Below are 22492 nucleotides of genomic sequence, written 5' to 3'. Positions count from 1 at the left end.
GCTATTTAGCTAAAAAAATCAATGTGTTTACTGCCGACGGGGCAGAAATACAGCTGTTCCCTTTTCCACAAAAAATAAGAACGTTTGCTAGCCTCGCACTGCGTTCAAATAACAAGACAACATGATGAAGAGACTGTTAATTTTGTGTGTCACGGGCTTGCTGCTTGGCGTAGCCCTTACCGCCTGCCGAAAGGATCCGGAACCCACGGCGAAGCAGCGAGAAACCTGGCTAGCCGTCAATAACAGCAGCCCGTTCGGTCAAGCGATGCGTGATAGATCAGAAATCCTGGTGGGCATGGTGGAGGATGAGCTGCGCGGAGCGCTGCATCATCATGGATGTCCCATCCATGGCTCCTCTGTGGCAGAACGGCTGTTTTCTCCTCAATACTATAAATACGTCGAAGATGTCGGCCAGCAATGGATTGCCGATAATTCGGCGTTCTATGTTTTTACCAACGGCCCGCTCTTGCATGCGTTGGCGCATCTTTCCGATTCAGAGTATCAGCAAAGTATGGACATGCTGACGCACCCGCATTTGCAAGATGCGAGAGCGATTGCGGACATACGGTCTACGCTGAATTGGTTGTTCTCGGAAAGACTGGGCTATCCCAGGTCTGGGGATTCGGTTTATCAAAAACTGGCTATGGTGGTGGAGTTCAAAAAGATCCTCGACAACACCGGGCATACCGACATTGTTGTCCGTGCCATTGGTTCCATTGATAAAGATACCGCAGAAACTTTCAACGCGTTGCCGTCAACGATGTCAGCACCCATCGACGAGAAATGGCTCACGATGGCGCAATGGTTTGCCGGAGATGACAAACTTGAGCGTGTCTCCTCGTCGCTATTGGAGTGCGTACACGTTGAAACCGTTACCGCTGTACGAGATTACGAAGGATCGCCTTTAAATACGCGTATGGCCGAAGCACGTGACGCGCTTTATCTGTGGCGTACCAGGACCTCTTCGGAAGGGCCGCCTTCAGAGCAGGAACGGCTCGGCAAAGATATCATCGCCAAACATTTCGGCCCCACTGTAGGCTCTGATATTAGGCTGTACATTCTGTATAACCACAGGACAAATCTGCGGAAACTCGCCGTCAGCTACATTAAGAACAACTACCGAGAGCTCTGTCCGACCTTAGGTGCTCCGCGATTGAATCGCCTTTCGCGGTACTGAACTCTCGCGCTTGGTAAATACTACGCGACGCCCTCCGCATACCCGTCCCGCTGCGGATCTGCACCGCCCTCGAGTTTGCCATCAAACTGCGTAATCCCATGTACGCCTGCAAAGGCGTAGCTCAGGTAACTGCGGCGGACTTCGTAGCCGAACTGCTCTACCGCTTTTTGCACGTGAACAGGAATGCGGTTGGAAATGTCGATGGCGTTACTGGTGGCGACGATGCGCGGGGCGATGATGGCTTCTTGAACGCCCATACCCCATTCGAGTACGTTGAGAATGACCTGTGAGACTGCGGGGCCGATCCAGGATGCACCGGGTGCGCCGAGCGTGAATACGGGTTGTTCGCCGTCGTAGATGATGCTGGGACACATGGACGAGTAACGGCGTCTGCCAGGCCCGATGGAGTTCGGTGTGCCGGGCGTGGGATCAAAGGTGCTCATGGCGCCGTTCATCATAAAGCCGGTTTCCTTGACGATGAACCCGGATGGATTGCCCAGCGTGTGCGTCAACGACACGATCATGCCATTGGCATCGATGGCGCTGACGTGCGTGGTATGTTTGGATTCCCCCGGCGTGCGGCGGACGACGTTGGCTTTTTCACCCGAACGGATGAATGTGGCCTGTTCCTGGCAATAGGCATCGGACAGCAGGCGGTCAATGGGATTGTCGGAATAATCGGGATCGCCGATGAATTGTTCTTTGTCGCGCAGGGCGATTTTCATCGCTTCGGCGAGAACGCGGATGTATTGCGGCGAGTTGTGGCCCAGGGCAGGCAACTCGAATTGCTCGGCCATGCGCAGTATCTGTCCCACCAATACACCGCCGCCGGGAGGCGCGGGCATATCCACGCGCCAGCCGCGATAGTTGACCGATAGAGGATCGGAGGTGCGCAGGCGAAATTGCGCCAAGTCCGCCGCCGAGAGCAGGCCATTGTTGGTGCGCACGTCGTCGATGATGTGCGCGGCCAGCGAGCCTGTGTAGAAACTCTCGGCGCCTTCATGCGCGAGGGTTTGCAAGGTGGCAGCCAAGTCCGGATTGCGGATATAGGAGCCTAGCTTTTTATAAGATCCATCCGGCTCCAGATAAATGCGGCGTCCGTCCGGCGTGAGGGCGAGTTTTTCACCGTAATTCATACGGCCGTATTTGCGTTCGTTCTGCGTGAATACGGTGTAGACATGGGGTCGTACGATCCATCCGTCGCGAGCACAGTCGATAGCCGCCCCGAAAAGGTCGCCCCAGGCCATGTTGCCGAATTCCGTATGCGCGGCGGACAGGGCCTTGAGGATGCCAGGGGCAGTGACCGACTGCACGCCGGCTTCGTTCACGAAGTCTTTGACGATGAACCCAAAGCCATCGGTGGTTTCACCCAGGACAATGTCCTGCCACATGTCGGCACGGCTGTCGATGGGGCAGCCGCCAAAGCCCTCGTAGACTTTACGCGTACCGGTGGCCGGATCATAGATATGCAGCATGCCGAATCCGCCGATGCCACACATCAATGGATCGACTACGCCTTGCACCATGGCGCACGCAATCACGGCGTCCAGCGCCGAGCCGCCCGAGCGCAGAATCTCAGCCCCCGCGGAAACCGCCTCGGGCTGCGGCGCAACGATCATGGCTTTAGGGGCAGGTATTTTGCGTGCTGGAGTTTGTCCCATGGTGGTTCCCTTGGGTGAGAATGACTGATTGGTGTTCGCGTAGCAGCCCCGAATCCGAGGCGCCGCACGGCCGATGCACGTTATGTTCATCGGTCGTGNNANGTCGCTCCCCCGAATAGGGAGCGACATGATCGGGCTTTACAGCCCGGCTTTAAATTCCTTGTTCCAGAAATCCAGGCTGGCGGCGCGATGGCTGGCCAGGGCTTTCAGGTCGTAGGGGTGAATGCGGGCGAGTTCTTCTTTGGTAAAGCCGACGGATGCCTGGAGTTCGGGCGGCAGCGAGGCGTTCTTGACCGTCGGCGCATATCCCATGGTGTCGGCAAAATGCACCTGGCCGGCGGGATCGAGCAGCGCGTTCATGTATTTCCAGGCCGCATCTTTGTTGCGGCTGTTTTTGGGCACGGCGGCTTCGAACGTCACGGGGATGGCGCCTTCTTCGGGGATGACGAATTCCAGCGGCAAACCGGCTTCTTTCCATTGCAGCGCGCGGGCTTTCCACATGCAGGCGATCCAGATTTCTCCGGATTTGAAGGCAGCGGCGACGGCTTCGTTGGACGGGAAGACTTTGGGCGAGTTGGCTTTGAGCTTTTTCAGGAAAGCGTAGCCGGGCTCGAAGCTGGAGCCGTCGCCACCTTCTGCCAGGCCGACAAAGAGCGTATTGAAGTTAAAGAGAATGTCGGAGAACCCGACGCGACCCTTGTATTTGGGATCCAGCGCATCTTTGAAGGAGTGCGGCGGCGTGGTGACGAGGTCTTTGTTATAGACCAGCACCATGGCGCTGAAAATATGGGGAATGGAATAGGGGGTCTTGAAGGTGTCGATCGCGTTGGCGAGATTAGGGATCTTGTCCGCGGTCACGGGTTCGAGTACGCCAGCCGTGCTGGCGTCGTACATGTCCAGGTCGCCTAGCAGCGCGATGTCCATGGAGCCGCGACGCGAGTTGCGCTCGGCTTTGAGCTTCGTGTTGCGCGCGGTGGCGTTGCCGGTATCGAAGACCACATCCACGCCTTGGGCTTTGACGATGGGGCTGATGAACTGCTGCAGCAGGTTCTGGTAATCACCGCCCCAAGTCCCTACTACGACGTTGGAGGAGGCGGCGTGTGCCATGCCAGGAATCAGAGGCAGGGCCGGCGCGATGGCCAGGCCTGCCGCCTGTTTGATAAAACCGCGTCGATGGAGATTGTGCTTATGCATGGTGCCCTCTGTGGAAATGGCGCAGGGATGGAGCGTCCTGCTGGGAAAAAGGGGAAGCGACAGCAGTGGTCAATAGGACCGGTGCATCTGGAAAGGCTGCGTTGATGTCCGCGGCATCGATATCGCGGGCGATCACAACGCAGATGTCGTCGGTGCCGGTACGTTGCGTCATCCTGCGCGGCATGCCGAACGTCGTGCCTACACTTTGGATCAGGATAGGTTCGTCGCAGTCGATGGCGTTGAAGACTGCCTTGACTCGCAACAGGCGATCGCCGCACAGACCCGCCAGATCATCCAGCCAGATCGATAGATCTTCCCATTCGGCTGGTTGCCGCCGTGTGCCTTTGAGCACATGGATACGGGGATGCGCTTGCGCACGCGTCTCAGATGAGAGCAAGGCCTGCAGTGCGAGGTCAACCGGATCGCTGGATGGCGATGTAGTGAACGCCTGCCGCACGGCCTGGGTACGATCTGCATCGGCGACGATCTGGGCCAGTGGGTTGACACCGCGTATGGCGCTGAGGTGATCTTCGATGGTCTCCGCGGCGATGAGATCGACTTTGGTCAGAACGATGCGCTGCGCGGCGGCGAGTTGGGCTGCGGCCTCGTCAAAGGACTCGATATTGAGCAAGCCGCGTTCGCAGTCGTAGGTGCTGACTACCGAGATACGCAATCCACGTGACCTGAGCAGCGGATCTGCCAGCGATGCGATGATGGGGCCGGGCCGCGACAGGCCGCTGGTTTCCAGGACAATGCGTGTGAGAGGCCCATGGCCTGCCGGCCGTGGCGCGTCAAGCAGAGACATCACGGTGTCGACCAGGCTGCTGCGCAGCGAGCAACATACGCAGCCGTTGGCCAGCATGGTGACGGAATTCTGCGAGCCGTCTTCCACAATCACGCCGTCGATGCCAATTTCACCGGCCTCGTTGACGATGACGCCGGTTTCTCCGCGATCATCGCTTTGCAGGAGATCGACCAGCAGCGAGGTTTTACCGCTGCCCAGAAACCCCGCGAGAATGATGAGTTCAATCGGCGCGTTGTCGCGTGATACGGCGCCGTGCTGACGAGACGCCGAGTCGCTGCCAGAGGGGGCCGACGCAGTGGGTGCGCCGCTGGTCGCAGGAGCCGTATCACGGCGGGAGCTCGCCGTATCGAGGGTGTGAGGATCAGCGGACATAAGGCGGTCGATTTTTGTCATCGCCCCAGCCATCGTTGACCAGTGCGCGTACATCGGCGAGCAATTGGTCTACGTCATACACGATGCCGGATTTGATGGTGTATTGCAGGGCGCGGCGCCATTCAGGCTGGCCGGTGCCGTCGTTCAGGCGCAGCGCGCCCGTGCCATACAGCAGTTTGAAATCCTCGAGCGGGTTTTCCTGCAGGATCAGGAGGTCGGCGCGTTTGCCGATGTCGACAGAGCCGCGGTCCTCGTTGACGCCGAGCAACTCGGCGCCCTGTGACGTGGCGCTGCGCAAGACCTCCAGCGGGTGGAAGCCGGCCTCCTGCAGCAGCTCCAGTTCGCGGATCAAGCCGAAACCAAAGATCTGGAAAATGAAGCCGCTATCGCTGCCGGCGCAGACGCGGCCGCCGAGGTTTTTGTACTCGTTGATGAACTGCATCCACAGGCGATAGTTTTCTTTCCATTCGATTTCGTTGGTCGTGCTCCAGCGATACCAGTAGGAACCGTGGCCGCCGCGTTGGGGCTGGAAATATTTCCAGACGGCTTTCCAGGTGTACTCGTCATGCCAATCGGCGCGGCGCGCGCGCATCAGGTCGCGGTTGGCGTCATAGATGTTGAAGGTGGGGACAAAGGTATGGCCCAGCTCCAGGAACTGCTCCATCACCGAGTTCCATTTTGCGCTGCCTGGCGCGGCGGCTTGTTTGAACGTCTGGCCCGCCAGCGCGAAACGGAAGTATTCGTCGTTGTAGTTGTAGTCGGTGGGGTAGTTCTGTACGACCTGGTTTTCGAAGAGAGCTTCGGGCAGGCCGTAATAGTGTTCGGAACTGGTCAGGCCCCACTTGGCGGACTTCAGCGAATTGACGCGTGTCACGGCCATTTGCGCATGATGGCAGCCAGAGCCCAGGCCGACTTTGGCGGCCTCGTCCAGCGCCGCCTGCATGATGGTGGGCGGCGCGCCGAAAAATTTAATGCCATCGGCGCCGCGGGCCTTCAGGCGTTGCACCCAATCGCGCGCTTGGTCGGGGGTGTGAATGGTCTTGACGCGATCATTGACGGCGGGGAAATAGGCGTACGACAGGATGTGCGGCGCGGCGATCTCGTTTTTGGCTGAGGCTTCTCTTTGCTGCAGGGTATATCCCAGCCCATTCAGACCGCCCATTTCGCGCACCGTCGTGACGCCGTGCGCCAGCCACAGTTTGTAGATGTAGTCCGCAGGCGGCTCGACGTCGCACATGGAGTGATAGGGCGTGCCGATGTGGGCATGCGAGTCGATCAGGCCGGGCATGACGAATTTGCCATGGCAGTCGATCTCGTGATCGCCAGGGGCAGGCCGGCGTGCCGGATTGATCGTATCCAGCGATGCACCGACGCCGATCAGTGCGACGATGCGTTCGTTTTCCACGACGATATCGACGGGGCCCCATGGCGGCGCACCGGTGCCATCGATGATGGTGGCGCCGCGCAGCACGAGGCGTTTAAAGGGGCCCTCTCCGCGATCGCGAGAGGTGGCGGCAACAGGAGGCTTCCAGCCTTTGCTGGCGTTGAGGTCTCCCATTTCCTCGCCGGGCTGGGAGTTGATATAGGGATTGTCAGGCTTGGACATGGGATTCCTTTGATCGGGTTCAGGCGGCGAGCTCGTCGTGATAGATCTGGCCGGCTTTCATGACCAGCGGGATGTGGTCGCCTTGACCGAGCAGGCAGTTGATGTCTTTGTAGGGGTTGCCATCGACTACCAGCACGTCGGCAATGGCGCCGGGGATGAGCTGGCCGAGTTTGCCTTGCATGTTCAGAATTTCGGCGCCGATCAGCGTGGCGCTTTGCAGGACGTCGAAGTTCGGCAGGACCTCGGCGCGTATGCGGAACTCGTCGCTTTGCAGGCGTTGTGATGGGCCGAGCAGGTCCGAACCAAAGCCCATTTTGACGCCGGCGCGTTTATATAGCTCGAGCGAAGCGAGGCCCGCGGTGCGCACCGTCGCGATCTTGGCGACGCTGTCGGCAGGCAAGCCGTATGAGGCGCCTTCGTTGGCGAGCGCTTCGTAGGTGACCAGGGTGGGCACCACATAGGCGCCTTTTTCGGCCATCAATTTGGCTACGGGTTCGTCGATCAGGTTGCCGTGCTCGATGGTGCGTACGCCGTTGCGCACCGCGCGCTCGATAGCCTCGGCGGTGTACGAATGCGCCATGACATAGGTCTGGCGGCCACGGGCCTCGGCGACGATCGCGGCGATTTCTTCTTCGGAATAGCCATAGGCGGCGATGGGGTCGGTGGGGGATGCCACGCCACCTGACGCCATGATCTTGATCTGGTCGGCGCCCATCTGGAATTCTTCGCGTACGGCGCGGCGCAGATTGTCGACGCCATCGACGACGCGGCCGATATCACCGGCACGGAAGCAACAGCCGCAATAGCTCATGGGACGCAAATGATCCGAGCGCTGACGCGGATCGCCATGGCCGCCAGTCTGGCTCAGCGCACGGCCGGAAATGAACAGGCGAGGGCCGACGATGGTGTTTTCCTCGACGGCGCATTTCAGTCCCCAGCCTGCGCCACCTGCATCGCGCAATGTGGTGAAACCGCGGCGCAGCATGGCGGCCATGATGGGCACGGCTCGCATCATCACCAATGCGTCGGGCAACGCGCCCTGGCTGCTGAGGTTGAGCTGCGTGGCCATGACGTGGCCATGCAGATCGATCAGGCCGGGCATGACGGTCTTGCCAGTGGCGTCGATGACGCGGGCAGACGCAGCGCTGATAGGCTTGTCGGAGACTTCCTTGATCAACCCGTCTTCGACGAGCACGTCATAGCCTTCTTGTAGTTCGGGTTGCGTGGGGTCCAGCAAATTCCCGTTCTTGAATAGCACTGCAGACATCGGGGTACTCCTAGAATTCGGCAAAGAGGATGATCAGGACACCATCGTCTTGACGTAGCGGCGATGGATAAACCAATTGGAAAGCGTGGCCATGGCCAGCGTTGCGACGACCAATACCAGAGCCAGCGAGGCGCCGAATGGCCAGTTTGCGGCCTTGGTGATCTGGTCGTATAGCGCAGGGGCCATCATGGTGATGCCCGTACCACCCAACAATACGGGGGTGGCGTAGGCATTCATGCACAGGATGAAAACCAGCACGGTCCCAGCGGCGACGCCCGGGGCGGCAATGGGCAGCACGATGCGATAAAAGCTCACGAAGAAATTGGCGCCGAGGCTTTGGGCCGCCTCTTCGACTGAAAAATCGATGCCTTCGAGCACGCTTTGCAAGGTCAAAATGAAATACGGCAGCACCACGCCTGTTGTGCCGACAATGACGGCAAAGGGCGTGTACATCATTTGCACCGGCTGGTCTGTGAACCCGAATAATTGCAGAAAATAGTTCACGAAACCCGCATTGCCCAAGATGATCATCCAACCCGCAGCGCGCACGACGTTGCCGACCATCAGGGGAAAGACCAGCAGGATGATGAACAGGCTTTTGTAGCGGCTTTGCGATTTGGCCAGAAAGTATGCGACCGGAAAGCCCAGGATCAATGACAAGATCGTACACACGGCTGCGACATAGACCGTGTTCAGAAAGACATCCCGGTAGTACGGGTCACCAAAGAATTTCAGGTAACTGTCCAGCGTGAAGCCTTCGACCATCATCCCGTTGTCGAAATGATTGAAGCTGTAGCGAAACAGCATGAGGATAGGCACCAGCATCACGATCAATACCATGATCGATGCGGGAAACGCCAGGCTGGCGCCCATGCGCCGGCCTTGGCGAGCACTTTTTTCAGCAGAATCCATGTCGTCGTGCCGCCTTATTCGCTGAACAGCACGCAATCTGCCGGGTCAAAGCACGCATGCATGCGTGCACCCTCGGACAGGTGCTGAATATGCTCGCCGCCTCGGTTGGAGATTTGTGCGCTGACAGATTCTCCCGAGTCCAGGCGTAGACGGACGTCGATGATGGAGCCCAGATAGATGGCGGTATCAATAACACCGGCGAGGGCGTTGGGCCCTTGGGGTTCGGCCGATAGGGTGACGCGTTCGGGGCGCACGCCGACTTTCTTGATGCCGCGATCCGCGCCGATGATAGCGATCTCGCGTTGACTGGTGGTCCGGAATTTGCCGGCCTCGGTGATCGCGCCCTCGAAGAAGTTCATCTTGCCGAGGAAGTCGGCCACGAACAGATTGGCCGGACGTTCGTATAGCGCCTCGGGCGCCCCGATTTGCTGCACTTTGCCGTCGTACATGATGGCCATGCGGTCGGCGATGGCCAGGGCTTCTTCTTGGTCGTGCGTGACGAATATCGTGGTGAGACCCAGATTGCGTTGCAGTTCGCGGATTTCTTCGCGCACTTCGAGACGCAGTTTGGCATCGAGATTGGAGAGCGGCTCATCGAGCAGAAATACGCGCGGCTGTATGGCCAGGGCGCGGGCGATGGCCACACGCTGTTGTTGTCCGCCGGACAGTTGGCGCGGATAGCGGTCGTGGAACTGGGACATGCGCACCATGTCCAGCGCGGCGCGCATGCGCTTGTCGCGCTCGGCGGCTTCGACCTTATGCATTTCGAGACCGAACATGACGTTCTGGCTGACGGTCATGTGCGGGAACAGCGCGTAGCGCTGGAACACCATGCCGGTATTGCGTTTGTGCACCGGCATATGTGTGACATCATCGTCGCCGATGCGGATGGTGCCCGCGGTAGGCTCGATAAAACCTGCGATCATGCGTAGCGTGGTGGTCTTGCCGCAGCCGCTGGGGCCCAGAAAGGCAACCAGTTCACCATCAGCGATGTCGAGGGAAAAATCCGAGACTGCGACGGCAGAACCGAACGTCTTTTTAAGCCGCTCAATAGAGACCTTTGCCATTATTTCTAAACCACCTGACTGAGTTTGACGAAGCGATCGGTCACCAGCATGACGATGCCCAACAGCAGAATCTGGATCGCGGACACCGCCGCAATGGTCGGGTCAAGGTTGAATTCCAGATACTGCATGATCGCAATGGGAAGCGTGGTGCGACCGGGGCCTACCAACGAAAGCGAGAGTTCGAGGTTTTCGAACGAGACGACAAAACTGAAGAGCGACGCGGCGACGATGGCAGGACGCAGCATGGGCAGCGTGACGCGCCAGAACGCGGTTCGCGGGCTGGCGCCCAGGTTGCGCGCGGCCTCGACGATGGACGGATCCAGGCCATGCATGCTGGCCGAGACCAGGCGCACCGTCCACGGGATGGTCAGGCAAATGTGCGCGAGCACCAGCCCGCCATAGGTGCCCACCACATCCATGTCCAGAATGTTCTCGACCTGTAAGTACGCGAGATAGATGGCTACGCCAGCGACGATGCCGGGAACCAGCAATGGCGACAGCAGCAGTGTATTGATCGCATTACTGCCCTTGAATGCATACCGGATGATGCCCAGCGATGCGGCCACACCCAGTGTCACACCGCAGAGCGAGGCAATGATCGCGACTTGCAGACTGGTGATGAAGCCATTGACGAAGGCAGAGTCCGTGACGGCCTTGTGGTACCAGGACAAGGTATAACCCGATGGCGGGAAATACAGAATGGCGTCTTTGAAGAAGCTGAGCCACACTACAAAAATCAGGGGGCTGAGCATGAAAAGGTACATCAAGACCACGAAAATGCGATGGAGCCAGGTTGCCCACGGTGCTCGTGATTTGCGGCCGGGAGCCGCAGGAGAGGCAATGCGCACGTCGGCGCGAGCGGTGGTTTGCAATTCACTTACCTGTTTTAAGTGGCCTACTGCAAACCCGTTGGAAAAACCTGGTTGCACCAAACCCATAAAGATACAACCCATGCTAATTAAAAGGCGCAACCGTTGATATCGGTGTTAGCCCCAATGGTTGTACTCCCCGTTATTGATCGGGTGTAAACGCCTGCTCTCGGTTGCAATCGTGGCGATTCGTTGCAAGGCAGCTGAAACGGTTTGGCAAACTTTATGCGACATGCTTTGCAATTGGCGCCGCATCTGGTACAAAAAGTTGCAGTCGGCAGAAGGCGCCTTGTTAGCATCATCTGGCCGGTTGCCCGGCAATGTCTATCTGCGCCATCGTTGCGCTATTGGAGGCTGTCATGCAAGCAAAAAGAACATTTCCTCGTATCGCGGCATTAGCCGCCGCCACGTTGCTGGTGGCGGGCTGCGCGACTCAACAGCAAACCAATACAGCGATCGGCACGGGTGCCGGCGCTGCTGCTGGGGCGGGTATCGGGGCGTTGATCGGCCACGGTAAGGGAGCGGCCATCGGTGCGGGTATTGGTGCGGTGGCAGGGGGGCTGATCGGATACAACTGGTCTGGCGTGAAGAAAGATGTGCAGCAATCTGGAGCATCGTCGCTCGGTATCGATGTGGTGGAGATGCCCGATGGCAGCCTCAAGGTCAATATCCCCAGCAATGTCTCGTTCGATACTGACAAGACGGCGTTGAAACCGGCTTTGCTGCCGGTGCTCGATAGCGTGGCGCGTGCATTGACTCAGCATCCTGAGTTGCGTACGAAGGTGGTGGGGCATACCGACAGCACAGGGTCGGCGGCCCACAATCAGACGCTGTCGGATAACCGTGCGCGCAGTGTGACGTCTTATCTGGCCAGCAAGGGTGTGGCACAAGATCGCATGAGTATCGAAGGGCGTGCGGCCCGCGATCCGATTGCTGATAACGGCACTGCCGAAGGCCGTGCTGCAAACCGCCGCGTAGAAATTTATTTGTATGCGCTGAAGCAGTAAGCCTGTCATTGCCGGCGGTGAGTTCCGCCGCAGGCAGTACGGGTATCAATCAATGGCGGGCCCTGTGGGCCCGCCATTGTCGCGTAAGGCGGAGGGCCTCAGCCGCGCACGTAATACAAGCGCATCGCCTGTTGGCGCTCGGAAGGATCGAGCACTTGAATGCGTACGGCGTTCGGCGTAAAGCCTTCGGGCAGCGCTGCAGTGCCCTGGGCAACTTGATAGCGTCCCAATGTGACATCGATGGGGTCCAGCTCGATGGCACCCGCGCGTCCGTTGCGATAGACGCCCTGTACCGTCAGTCGCAATATGCCTTTGAACTCAGCGTCTTTGCTGTCCTTCATCAGCAGGACCTGGTAGCTGAGTTTGCCGGGAGCACGGCTGAAGGAGCCCGCACGCACACCGATGTCTGTGCCGCGGGGATCGGGGGGCACGATATTCTGGAAAATCAAAAGATCTTGTTCGGCCTTTTGCATCCGGGTGCGGGCCTCTGCCAAGGCCGCGGTGGCTTGTGCCTCGGTCGATTGGCTGGCGTCACGCTGGTTGGTGGTCTCATTCAGTTGAGCCCGCAAGCGTTGCCGGTCGGCGTTGGCCGTATTCAGTTCGGACTGCAGTTGCTCGGATTCCTCGGCTGTCAGGCGTGGCGGCCCATAATTGGCCTGCAAAAACAATAAGCCGCCCGCGCCCAAACCGACCCCGACCAATAGCACGCCGAGCCAGCGCGGCATGCGGCGGGCCCGCTTGCTGGGCTGATAAACCGACGGTTTGAAAGCAGCTCGTTGCGAGCGTCCGAACATCCCCATACTTAAAACCTTGTGTGCGTGTGTTACCGGTTCACACCGGCCAAAAACCGTAAAGAATAACGTTTGTATCGGCGCTTAGGTTACGTCAGACAAATCCAGTTGCCTATGCACCGCTTGGAAATATTTTGCTTTATTGCCTCTGCCTACTCTTGAGCAGCGCATCGAGCGTCTCGAGCCGCTGAGGCGTTCCGACGTCGGTCCATGCGCCGCGATGATGAGTGCCCAGTACGGCATCACGCGCCATGGCGGCCCGCAACAGAGGGCCCAGAGGCGCTGGCATCGCGGGTGGCAGGTCGGCGAATAGCGCTGGGCGGTAGAGGCCGATGCCTGCGAACGTCAGTTTCGGCAGGGTAGAAGTGTTGGCGTCACCGTCTGAGCTGTTCGTCGCCTGCGGGCGGTCCGAGAGGACTATGCCTTGTGCGGACAAGATGAAATCGCCCTGGGGATGGTGCTCGGGATTATCTACCAGCAATAGCCAGGCGTCGGCGCCGGCACGATGCATGTCACGCAGCCGCGCCTCTGCCTCAGCGGGATTCCAGTCGCACCAGATATCCCCATTGACCACCAGAAACGGATCGGAGCCCAAGAGCGGTAACGCCTGGGCGATGCCGCCAGCCGTCTCCAGGGCGGCAGGGGATTCGGGGGAATAAGCGATCTGCACCCCGAAACGGCTGCCGTCGCCGAGCTGTGCAGGCAACTGCTCACCCAGCCAGGCGTGGTTGATGACGATCTCGCGAATCCCCACAGCGGCGAGGCGTTCCAGATGCCAGACGATGAGCGGTTTGCCCCCGGCGGGCAGCAGGGGTTTGGGCGTGTGGTCGGTCAGCGGCCGCATGCGTTCGCCACGCCCGGCCGCCAGGATCATGGCGCGCATCAGAAGGTATACCCGACTTGGGCTTCACGATTATCGAGCCGGTCCAGCAGGCGCAGCAGGGGCGTGAATACCCCATAGCGCTGCGCGACCTGGCGGACATAGGCGTTCACGCGGGGCATGTGCGCCAGATAGGACGGTTTGCCGTCGCGATGATTCAGGCGGGCAAACACACCTAGAATGCGCAGGTTGCGTTGCAGGCTCATCCATTCGTACGCCTGATGGAAAGCCGCAAAGTCGCTGTCGACGGGCAGTCCCGCAGCGCGCGCCATTTCCCAGTAACGCACGGCCCAATCCAGCTGCTGGGGTTCTTCCCAGGTGGTGCGGGCGTCAGTCACCAGAGAGGCCAGGTCGTAGGTGATGGGGCCCGCCAAGGCGTCCTGGAAGTCCAGAATCCCGGGGTTGGGCCCGTAGACGGGGTCGTCGCACACCATCAGATTAGGGGAATGGAAGTCGCGATGCACCAAAACGGGGCGCTGGGCAGCGTTCGCGTCTGACAGCAACCCGAAAATATGCTGGAGCGCCGCCGCAGTTTTGTCGTCCAGCTGTACGCCATGATGCCGCCCGACATACCATTCCGGGAAAAGCTCGAGCTCAGCCGCCAGGCGGGGGCGGTCGTAGGTGGGCAAGCCGTCGACGCCAGCCTGCTGCATGCGCACGAGCGCAGCCAGGGCATCGCGGTAGAGCGACTGCAATTGATCGTCGCTGAGACCGGCCTGGATCCGTTGGTAGTACGTGTCGCGCCCCAGGTCGGACAGCAGCAGCAGACCCTGGCCGGGGTCTTGAGCCAGGATCTGAGGCACATTCAGTCCGGTTTTTCGCAGCAAGTCGCCCACATGCAGAAAGGGGCGGACGTCTTCGTGCGGCGGCGGGGCGTCCATGACGATGACCGTACGCTCGCTCGCACTCAGGCGAAAATAGCGCCTGAAGCTGGCGTCGCTGGAAGCCGGTTGCAGGGTTTCAGGAGCCAGGGCCAAGTCAGCGGGCAGGGTATTCAGCCAAGTCTGGACCTGGGTCAAACGGGAATCGTGGTCGGTGCTCAAGAGGGCCGTCTCGTAATGCGGTATGGTTTGGTTTCGTACCGGGCGCTTCCTGTGACGGATGTTGCGCCCAGCTTCTCTATAATACCGGGTCGTTCCCGTTGACAGGCATGTCTTCATGCTTGGCGTGGTCGGGTCATCACCGCCACGGGCCGGTTTGTACCGGGGCGGGTGTTTTCTGTCAAAAAGGTTTACGTTCACGGTGCATATGGTCAGGTGGTTGATCCTCTCTGCTGTCAGCTTGGCGGGCGCCGTCCATGCCCAGGGCAGCCAGGGCACGCTTTCGTCCACCCAGACGGAATCCGGGGCGTCGTCCAGGCTGCAGGTAGCGCCTCAGTTGCGCACGTCGCCAGGGCTGCGTATTCATCGCGTCCCCGAGGACGATGTGGCCTCGTATTTGCAGGCCGACCAGATCGAGGGCAACGCGGATAGCAATGTGACCTTGACCGGGCATTCCGAGGTGCGTCGTATTGATGGTGTCGTCAAAGGCGATCAGATCGACTATCGCAACGCTACGGGCGAGACGAACCTGCAGGGCAATGTGCGGATGATGCGCGATGGGACGCTGGTGACAGGCCCGGCCGCGCAGTTCAACGTGGATACCGATAGCGGCGAAATCGATTCGCCGAATTTCTGGATCGGGGCAAATGGCGGTGCCGCCCGGGCAGAGCACGCCGAGATATTCAGCCGGTCGCAGATGCGGTTGACGACCGTGCGGTACAGCGGTTGTCCTTGCGCCGATCCGTCGTGGTACATCGAGGCCGATGGCGTCGATCTGGATTTCGATGAAAACGAAGGCGTTGCCCGCAATGGGGTGCTGTATTTCAAGGGCGTGCCCTTGCTGGCTTCGCCCTATTTGACCTTTCCGGTCAAAAAAGAACGCAAGTCCGGTTTTCTGATCCCGACGTATGGGATCACCAGTAATAGCGGCGTGGATCTGTCGGTGCCGTATTACTTCAACCTGGCGCCCAACTACGATCTGACCCTGCAGCCGCGCTATCTGAGCAAGCGTGGTCCCCAATTGGGTGGGGAATTCCGCTACATGGGCAGCACGTATGCGGGCAATATGGTCGGGACGTACATGTCTAGCGACAATCAAACCGGCGAGCGGCGCTGGATGTTCCGCTCGCGGCACCAGCAGTTGCTCGGTGGCGGGTTCTACTACGATTGGGATTACGCCAAGGCGTCCGATGACGACTATTTCCGCGACTTTTCGACGCTGGGATTGAACGAGGCATCGACGACGTACCTGCCGCAACGTGGCAAGGTCGGCTGGGGTAATAACTACTGGCAGGCCTACGCGCAGGTCTATAAATACCAGACGCTGCAGGATGAGGATGACCTGCTGTCGCCACCCTTGAACAAGCTGCCGGAACTGTATTTAAAGGGTGCGCGTTACGATCTCGGGGGCGTTGACCTGGAGTGGACCTCGACTGCCGTGCGTTTTCAGCGTCCGCTGTTGAGGGGGGTACGTCAGGGACCGGACGGTGATCGGCTGCAGTCTTATTTGACGGCGTCATATCCGATTCAGCGTCCCGGCTGGTTCATTATTCCCAAGGTCGGTCTGCACTATACGCAGTACCACACTGACTGGTATGACCCGGCATCGTACGGGACAACGTATGGGACGGGTAGTGACCAGCGCAATGCGTCGCGCACCCTGCCGATCATTTCGCTTGATGCCGGCATGGTGTTTGAACGTGATACGACGCTGTTTGGCAATGCGTCCGTGCAGACGCTGGAGCCGCGGTTGTATTACCTGCGCGTGCCATACCGCGACCAATCCAAGTTGCCTGTGTATGACACGACGCTGGCGGATTTCAGCTTTGAACAGGCGTTCTCGGAAAACATCTATACCGGTGGCTGGGATCGTATCTCCAATGCCAACCAGTTGACGGCCGCATTGACGACGCGTTGGCTGGATGCGAACACGGGGTTCGAGCGGCTATCGTTGTCGGCTGGGCAGCGTCTGTATTTCGAAGACCAGCGCGTTACATTGCCGCTCGAAACGCCCCGCGAAGACCGCAACGTGCGTTCCGATTTCCTGGTGGCGGCGAGTGCCGCGTTGACCGATACGCTCAGTACCGAAGTCGCTGCGCAGTTCGACCCCTACGAGGGCAACTGGTCTCGCGGCCTGGTCAGTGCCCGCTGGCGGCCGCAGCGTTTGACATCTGTGGCGTTGTCATATCGATATCAGCGTGATCCCACGGTGAATTCGATCTATCAACCGCAAGGGCAGAACCAGATCAGCCTGGCGTTTCAGTGGCCCTTTACCGAGCGCTGGTATGGTGTAGGCCGGATTGATTATTCGCTGAACTCTGACTCGTCCGCAAACGATTCGTCGAACAAAGGCGGGCCCCGTGTGACCCAGGCCATTGCCGGTCTCGAATACAAGGGCGATTGCTGCTGGACAGGGCGCGTGGTCTTCCAGCGCTATGCGGTGTCGGCAGCCGACACAAACACGGCCCTGTTCTTCCAGTTGGAGCTGACGGGTCTGGGTTCTTTGGGTACAGATCCCATGAGCCTGTTGAACAAGAGTATCCCCGGGTACCAGTCTGTGACGCCACAGACGCCTCAGGGCACGACATTTGAAAGGTATGAATGATGCGTAGCTTGCACACTTTGCGCCGGCTCTCCGGTAACTTGTTGGTCTTGACGGCTTGCGCGTCGGTGCCGGTGGCCCATGCACAGCCCAAGCCACAGTCCGCCAAGCCCGGTCCGGCGGCAGCACAGCCGGCCAAGCAAGCTGATCAGACAGTCGATGGCATTGCGGCGATCGTCAACAAGGACGTGATCACGCTGCGCGAGGTCGATAGTGCCGCAAAAAATGCAACCGCCGACCTGACGCGTCGCGGCATTCAGGTGCCTCCTCAAGACATTCTGCGCCGTCAGGTACTGCAAAGCCTGATCGTTGAACGGATACAAACCCAAGAGGCTGACCGTCTGGGGATACGCGTCAACGATGCGCAGATCGATCAAGCCATTGCCGGCATCGCCGAACGTAATCGCATATCGGTCCCGAATATGCGCGTGGAAGTCGAAAAATCCGGCATCAAGTGGGATCAGTATCGCAAGTCACTGGCTCAAGACCTGCGGATGAACCGCCTGCGTCAGCGCGCGGTCGACTCGCAGATCATCGTCAGCGATGCCGAGGTCGACGCTTTTCTGAAGGACCAGCAGAATAATCCCGCAGCGCGTGCAGGGGCAGCTGCCCCTGGCGCGGGACAACCTGCACCGCAAACCCGTGTACAGTCCGGTCCCGAGCAAATTGCGCTGGGCCAGATTCTCGTGCGCGTTCCCGAGGGATCGAGCTCGGACCAGGTGGCTGCCCTGCGCAACAAGGCGCAAAGCATTCTGGCGCGCCTGAAACAGGGCGCTGATTTTGCCAGCCTGGCTGCCGAGTCGTCTGATGGCCCCGAGGCACTGCAGGGCGGCGTGATGGGCGCTCGCCCCATCGACGGCTGGCCAGACCTGTTCGTGAAGGCGGTTGCGTCCCTGCAACCCGGTCAAGTCAGCGGTGTGATTCAGAGCGGTAATGGTTTCCACATCCTGAAGGTCCTGGATCGTGCGGGCGGCGCCTCTGCCGCGGCGCCTGCGCAACCAGCGCGCCCTGCTGCGCCTCCCGCGCCGGCCGTTGCGCCTCACCCAGGACAGGGGATGCCTGCGAACCAAGGGCCGGTACAGGTCACGCAAACGCATGCACGCCACATTCTGGTCAAAACCTCCGCGGTGATGACTGACGACCAGGCGCGCCAACGTCTGGAGCAGATTCGCCAGCGGGTGATCAATGGCGGTGCATCGTTTGCCGATATGGCTCGTCAGTATTCCGAGGATAACAATGCTCCGCAAGGCGGCGATCTGGGCTGGGTGAATCCTGGCGAGATGGTGCCTGCATTTGAACAAGCGATGAATGCCCTGGCAGTAGGTGGCATCAGCGAGCCTGTGCTGTCGCCATTTGGTTGGCATTTGATCCAGGTCGAGGAACGCCGCGAGCATGACGTCAGCGATGAGCTGCAGCGCATGCAAGCGCGCCAGATCCTGTTCGAACGCCGTGCCGAGCCTGCGTTCGAAGACTGGGTGGAGCAGTTGCGCAATGGCGCATATATCGACAACCGCCTCGAAAAGCAGCTGAGTATTGACCAGAACAATCGTTAAGCGCAGCGAGTGCATTCATGAGTAAGCACCAGGCGCGCAAGCGTTTCGGACAACACTTTCTGACCGACGATAGTGTGATCGAAGGTATTGTGCGGGCGATTGCGCCCGCACCGGATGATCACATCGTAGAAATCGGGCCGGGCTTGTCCGCGCTGACGCAACCCCTGTTACGCAGCCTGAAGCATCTGACCGTGGTCGAGATCGATCGCGATCTGGCGGCCCGTCTGCGCAATCAGCATTCTGCAGAGCGATTGACCGTGGTCGAGGCAGATGCCTTGACCGTGGATTTTTCCAGCCTGGGGGCAGGGCTGCGAGTGGTGGGCAATCTGCCCTATAACATTTCCAGCCCCTTGCTGTTTCATCTGATGGCGGCAGCCGATACCGTGCGCGACCAGCATTTCATGCTGCAGCGTGAGGTCATAGACCGCATGGTGGCGGCACCGAGCAGTGCGGATTACGGACGTTTGTCGGTCATGCTGCAATCGCGCTATCGGATGGATAAGCTCTTCGACGTGCCACCTGAGGCCTTTGATCCGCCGCCCCGTGTGGTATCGGCTGTGGTGCGGATGGTGCCCCTGCCTGCGAATCGTTTGCGGCCCGTCAGCGAGACCGCGTTGGAGACAGTCGTGGCGCGCGCTTTTGCGCAACGCCGCAAGATGCTGCGGCGCGCGCTGGGCGATTGGGCAGCCCTCGTGCCGTGGGATTCGCTCGAGATCGCCCCGACCGCACGTGCGGAAGAAATCTCCGTCGAAAAATTCATCCGGATGACGGACGCATTGGTCGAGGCCGGGGCTGTCGCTGTCTAAGGCGGAGCTGGCCGCTGCGGCTACAGCATGCGTTTGCTGGCGGCTACCCACAGCTGAGTGACATCGCGCGCACGGTCGCACAGGTATTGCGCGGCGTTTTCGCAAGCCTGTTGCAGCGTGACGGGGCCTGGCGCCAGACTGAATGCGGCCGTAATGCCGCCTGCATGCAATTTTTCATAGCCTTCGCCCAGCGAGCCCGCCAGCGCGACGACGGGCACGCCGGCGTGTTGCGCGATACGTGCGACGCCAGCAGGCGTCTTGCCGCGTAAAGTCTGTGCATCCATCCGGCCCTCGCCGGTAAAGGCCAGCGTGGCGCCTTCCATGGCTTGCGCGAGCTTGCCTAGCTCTGCGACGACTTCTACCCCCGGGCGAAAGCGTGCATTGAGAAACGCATGCGCGGCAAAGCCCAATCCGCCGGCCGCACCCGATCCTGGCTCATCACGCATATCGCGTCCCAGGTCGCGCGCGCAGATATCAGCAAAATGGCTCAGGCTGTTATCCAGCAAGGTCACTTGCTCCGGTGTCGCGCCCTTTTGAGGGCCAAAGATGTGTGAAGCGCCGTGCGGGCCGCACAGCGGATTGTCGACGTCAGAGGCGATGTCGAGTTGGATCTGCGCGAGGCGCGGGTCCAGTCCCTGTATATCGATGCGATCCAGCTCGGCCAGCGCAGCGCCGCCCGGCGGCAGGTCCTTGCCTGACTTGTCCAGAAAGCGCACGCCCAATGCGGCCAGCAAGCCCGCCCCGCCGTCGTTGGTCGAGGACCCACCCAGGCCGAGGATGATACGCCGCGCGCCCGCATCCAATGCCGCGCGGATGATCTCGCCCACGCCGCCGCTGCTTGCGCGCAGCGGATCGCGTTGCGCGGCGGGTGTTTGCTCCAACCCGGCTGCGGCAGCCATTTCGATCACGGCCGTTGCATCATCCAGCCAGCCCCAGGGCGCATCCAGCGATTCGCCCAGCGCGCCGGTCACTGTGGTCGTGCGCCACTGCCCACCCGTCGCTGCCAGGACTGCCTCGACAGTACCTTCACCGCCATCGGCCATGGGCACGCAGACAGTATGCGCATCAGGATACGCTTGTTTGATGCCACGCGCGATGGCGGCAGCCGCGTCGGGGGCGGAGAGACTTTCTTTGAACGAATCAGGAGCGATAACGATTTTCACGATAGTCGAGGTCGGCAAAATAAGTGTTGATCGTGGTGGTGCGCTGGCAACGAAAGACGTTAATAATACTCGTGCAGGCGCCGAAGTCTGCTGTATCCGTGTACCACCCGCAATTCACAGCGGCGTCGTACCATAATGCACTCATCATTTTGCGAGAGAGGTGATTCATGTCCGTATTGCGCCGCACCAAAATTGTCGCCACGCTGGGGCCGGCTACATCGACGCCCGAGCAACTGGAAGCCCTGGTGCGTGCGGGTGTTGACGTGGCTCGTCTGAATTTCTCGCACGGCACTGCCGACGATCATCGCGAACGCGCGCGTCTGGTTCGAGAGGTCGCCGCTAAACAAGGCCGCTATGTCGCTCTGATGGGCGATCTGCAGGGCCCCAAAATTCGCATTGCGCGATTCACTGATAAGCAAATCGTGCTGCATGTCGGCGACAAATTCGTGTTGTCGAACAGCCATCCCAAAGACGCGGGTGATGCCTCTATCGTGGGCATTGACTACCCCGAGCTGGTTCAGGACTGCAAGGCGGGCGATGAACTGTTGCTCGATGATGGGCGCGTGGTGTTGGTGGTTGACCGCATCATTGAAGACGCGGTGCATACGACGGTGACGGTCGGTGGCCCGTTGTCAAACAACAAGGGCATCAATCGGCGTGGCGGCGGCTTGTCTGCGCCGAGCCTGACCGACAAAGACCGCGCCGACATCCTGGTCGCAGCCGAGCTCGAACTGGAATACGTTGCAGTGTCGTTTCCGCGTTATGGCAGCGATATCGACGAGGCGCGGCAACTGTTGCGCGAAGCTGGCAGCGACGCCTGGATCGTCGCCAAAATCGAACGCGCCGAGGCGGTCGTGGATGACGAGGCGCTCGATGCCTTGATCCGCGCCAGCGATGGTGTCATGGTCGCGCGCGGTGATTTGGGTGTCGAGGTGGGTGACGCTGAATTGGTGGGCATTCAGAAACGCATCATTCAACATGCGCGTACCTTGAACAAGGTCGTGATCACTGCGACGCAAATGATGGAGTCGATGATCTCCAGTCCATTGCCGACGCGGGCAGAGGTCTCCGACGTCGCGAATGCGGTGCTGGATTACACGGATGCAGTGATGTTGTCGGCCGAGAGTGCGTCGGGACAGTATCCGGTCGAGGCGGTGCAGGCGATGGCGCGCGTGTGTTTAGGTGCGGAGAAGCATCCTACCAGTACGCACTCGCATCACCGTCTGGGCGAGACGTTTACGCGCTGCGATGAGACGATCGCGTTGGCGGCGATGTATGCGGCGAATCATTTTCCCGGAGTCAAGGCGATCATTGCGTTGACCGAAAGCGGGCATACGCCGTTGATCATGTCGCGGATTCGCTCTGGGGTGCCGATTTATTGCTATAGCCCGCATAGCCAGACGCAGCATCGTGCGGCGATGTTCCGGGGGGTTTATACGGTGCCGTTTGATCCTTCAGCCTATGATCCGGCGGAGTTGAGTGATGCGGCGATTGGTGAGCTGAAAAAGCGGGGGCGTGTGCAGGTGGGGGATTGGGTGATCCTGACGAAGGGGGATTCCTATCGGGATAGTGGGGGGACGAATGGGATGAAGATTTTGGTCGTCGAGTAACGTTTTTCTGGTGCGCATGTTTTTGCATGCAGGGGTGTTTACTGCATGCGTAGTATTGGGTTCTTTAGGCGCCGGNGTNCGCCGTGTAAAAGGGGCACCGGCCCTATCGC

Annotated in this window: 18 protein-coding genes; 6 read left to right on the top strand and 12 right to left on the bottom strand. The window is 59.8% G+C overall.

The features are described 5' to 3' along the window. The first annotated feature begins 121 nt into the window (after positions 1-121). Positions 122-1177 (top strand): hypothetical protein, encoded by a 1056-nt coding sequence (locus tag ACNA0J_RS18935; RefSeq protein WP_415820409.1) that lies wholly within the window; start codon positions 122-124, stop codon positions 1175-1177. A 20-nt stretch (positions 1178-1197) separates the two neighbouring features. Here ACNA0J_RS18935 and ACNA0J_RS18930 read toward each other — a convergent pair whose 3' ends face one another. The 8 genes from ACNA0J_RS18930 to ACNA0J_RS18895 all read right to left on the bottom strand — a co-directional run bounded on the left by ACNA0J_RS18930 (position 1198) and on the right by ACNA0J_RS18895 (position 10825). Beyond that, positions 1198-2838, bottom strand: coding sequence for a gamma-glutamyltransferase family protein (locus ACNA0J_RS18930; protein WP_415820408.1), 1641 nt, complete (start codon positions 2836-2838; stop codon positions 1198-1200). Positions 2839-2976: 138 nt separating this feature from the next. Continuing rightward, a complete protein-coding gene (locus ACNA0J_RS18925) occupies positions 2977-4032 on the bottom strand; it encodes an ABC transporter substrate-binding protein (RefSeq protein WP_415806785.1) in 1056 nt (351 codons plus the stop codon). Then, on the bottom strand, positions 4025-5209 hold the full coding sequence (locus tag ACNA0J_RS18920; protein ID WP_415820407.1) for a CobW family GTP-binding protein: 1185 nt from the start codon (positions 5207-5209) through the stop codon (positions 4025-4027). Before ACNA0J_RS18920 ends, ACNA0J_RS18925 begins: the two co-directional genes overlap by 8 nt. Continuing rightward, complete coding sequence (locus ACNA0J_RS18915; protein WP_415820406.1) at positions 5199-6815, bottom strand: amidohydrolase family protein; 1617 nt, start codon at positions 6813-6815, stop codon at positions 5199-5201. The genes ACNA0J_RS18920 and ACNA0J_RS18915 overlap by 11 nt, the downstream gene beginning before the upstream one ends. A gap of 19 nt (positions 6816-6834) precedes the next feature. After that, positions 6835-8082: a metal-dependent hydrolase family protein gene (locus ACNA0J_RS18910; RefSeq protein ID WP_415820405.1), complete on the bottom strand. Its 1248-nt coding sequence runs from the start codon at positions 8080-8082 to the stop codon at positions 6835-6837. Positions 8083-8115: 33 nt separating this feature from the next. Beyond that, entirely contained in the window at positions 8116-8994 is an 879-nt protein-coding gene (locus tag ACNA0J_RS18905) for an ABC transporter permease (RefSeq protein ID WP_415820404.1), read from the bottom strand. 14 nt (positions 8995-9008) lie between these two features. Further along, positions 9009-10061 (bottom strand): ABC transporter ATP-binding protein, encoded by a 1053-nt coding sequence (locus tag ACNA0J_RS18900; protein WP_415820403.1) that lies wholly within the window; start codon positions 10059-10061, stop codon positions 9009-9011. Between the two features lie 5 nt (positions 10062-10066). Beyond that, a complete protein-coding gene (locus ACNA0J_RS18895; protein WP_415820474.1) occupies positions 10067-10825 on the bottom strand; it encodes an ABC transporter permease in 759 nt (252 codons plus the stop codon). A gap of 464 nt (positions 10826-11289) precedes the next feature. Between ACNA0J_RS18895 and ACNA0J_RS18890 the strand changes: the two genes are divergently transcribed. Then, positions 11290-11937, top strand: coding sequence for an OmpA family protein (locus tag ACNA0J_RS18890; RefSeq protein ID WP_415820402.1), 648 nt, complete (start codon positions 11290-11292; stop codon positions 11935-11937). A 98-nt stretch (positions 11938-12035) separates the two neighbouring features. On the opposite strand, the gene ACNA0J_RS18885 is transcribed toward ACNA0J_RS18890, so the two are convergent. The 3 genes from ACNA0J_RS18885 to ACNA0J_RS18875 form a co-directional block, all read right to left on the bottom strand. Then, positions 12036-12731: a DUF6776 family protein gene (locus ACNA0J_RS18885; RefSeq protein ID WP_415820473.1), complete on the bottom strand. Its 696-nt coding sequence runs from the start codon at positions 12729-12731 to the stop codon at positions 12036-12038. Positions 12732-12867: 136 nt separating this feature from the next. Next, complete coding sequence (gene murU, locus ACNA0J_RS18880) at positions 12868-13611, bottom strand: N-acetylmuramate alpha-1-phosphate uridylyltransferase MurU (protein WP_415820401.1); 744 nt, start codon at positions 13609-13611, stop codon at positions 12868-12870. Next, on the bottom strand, positions 13611-14651 hold the full coding sequence (locus ACNA0J_RS18875) for an aminoglycoside phosphotransferase family protein (RefSeq protein WP_415820400.1): 1041 nt from the start codon (positions 14649-14651) through the stop codon (positions 13611-13613). The genes murU and ACNA0J_RS18875 overlap by 1 nt, the downstream gene beginning before the upstream one ends. Positions 14652-14850: 199 nt before the next feature. Here ACNA0J_RS18875 and ACNA0J_RS18870 point away from each other — a divergent pair, with 199 nt between their 5' ends. From ACNA0J_RS18870 to rsmA, 3 genes are read left to right on the top strand one after another with little or no spacing between them, the layout of a single operon-like run. Beyond that, positions 14851-17253: an LPS-assembly protein LptD gene (locus ACNA0J_RS18870; protein WP_415820399.1), complete on the top strand. Its 2403-nt coding sequence runs from the start codon at positions 14851-14853 to the stop codon at positions 17251-17253. After that, a complete protein-coding gene (locus ACNA0J_RS18865; protein ID WP_415820398.1) occupies positions 17250-18803 on the top strand; it encodes a peptidylprolyl isomerase in 1554 nt (517 codons plus the stop codon). The genes ACNA0J_RS18870 and ACNA0J_RS18865 overlap by 4 nt, the downstream gene beginning before the upstream one ends. Positions 18804-18820: 17 nt before the next feature. Next, complete coding sequence (rsmA, locus tag ACNA0J_RS18860; RefSeq protein ID WP_415820397.1) at positions 18821-19609, top strand: 16S rRNA (adenine(1518)-N(6)/adenine(1519)-N(6))-dimethyltransferase RsmA; 789 nt, start codon at positions 18821-18823, stop codon at positions 19607-19609. Positions 19610-19629: 20 nt separating this feature from the next. On the opposite strand, the gene ACNA0J_RS18855 is transcribed toward rsmA, so the two are convergent. Next, positions 19630-20772 carry a glycerate kinase gene (locus tag ACNA0J_RS18855; protein WP_415820396.1) on the bottom strand — a complete coding sequence of 381 codons (1143 nt, stop codon included), beginning with the start codon at positions 20770-20772 and terminating at the stop codon, positions 19630-19632. A gap of 167 nt (positions 20773-20939) precedes the next feature. Between ACNA0J_RS18855 and pyk the strand changes: the two genes are divergently transcribed. Continuing rightward, the gene (gene pyk, locus ACNA0J_RS18850; protein WP_415820395.1) at positions 20940-22382 is read left to right on the top strand and encodes a pyruvate kinase; all 1443 of its coding nucleotides are present in this window, start codon (positions 20940-20942) and stop codon (positions 22380-22382) included. Positions 22383-22492 lie beyond the last annotated feature (110 nt).

The sequence above is a fragment of the Bordetella tumbae genome (genome assembly GCF_965139195.1).
In the GTDB taxonomy this organism is placed as follows: domain Bacteria; phylum Pseudomonadota; class Gammaproteobacteria; order Burkholderiales; family Burkholderiaceae_B; genus Bordetella_A; species Bordetella_A tumbae.
Note: the sequence above shows the minus strand (reverse complement) of the source record. Positions and strands in the feature narration are given on the sequence as shown.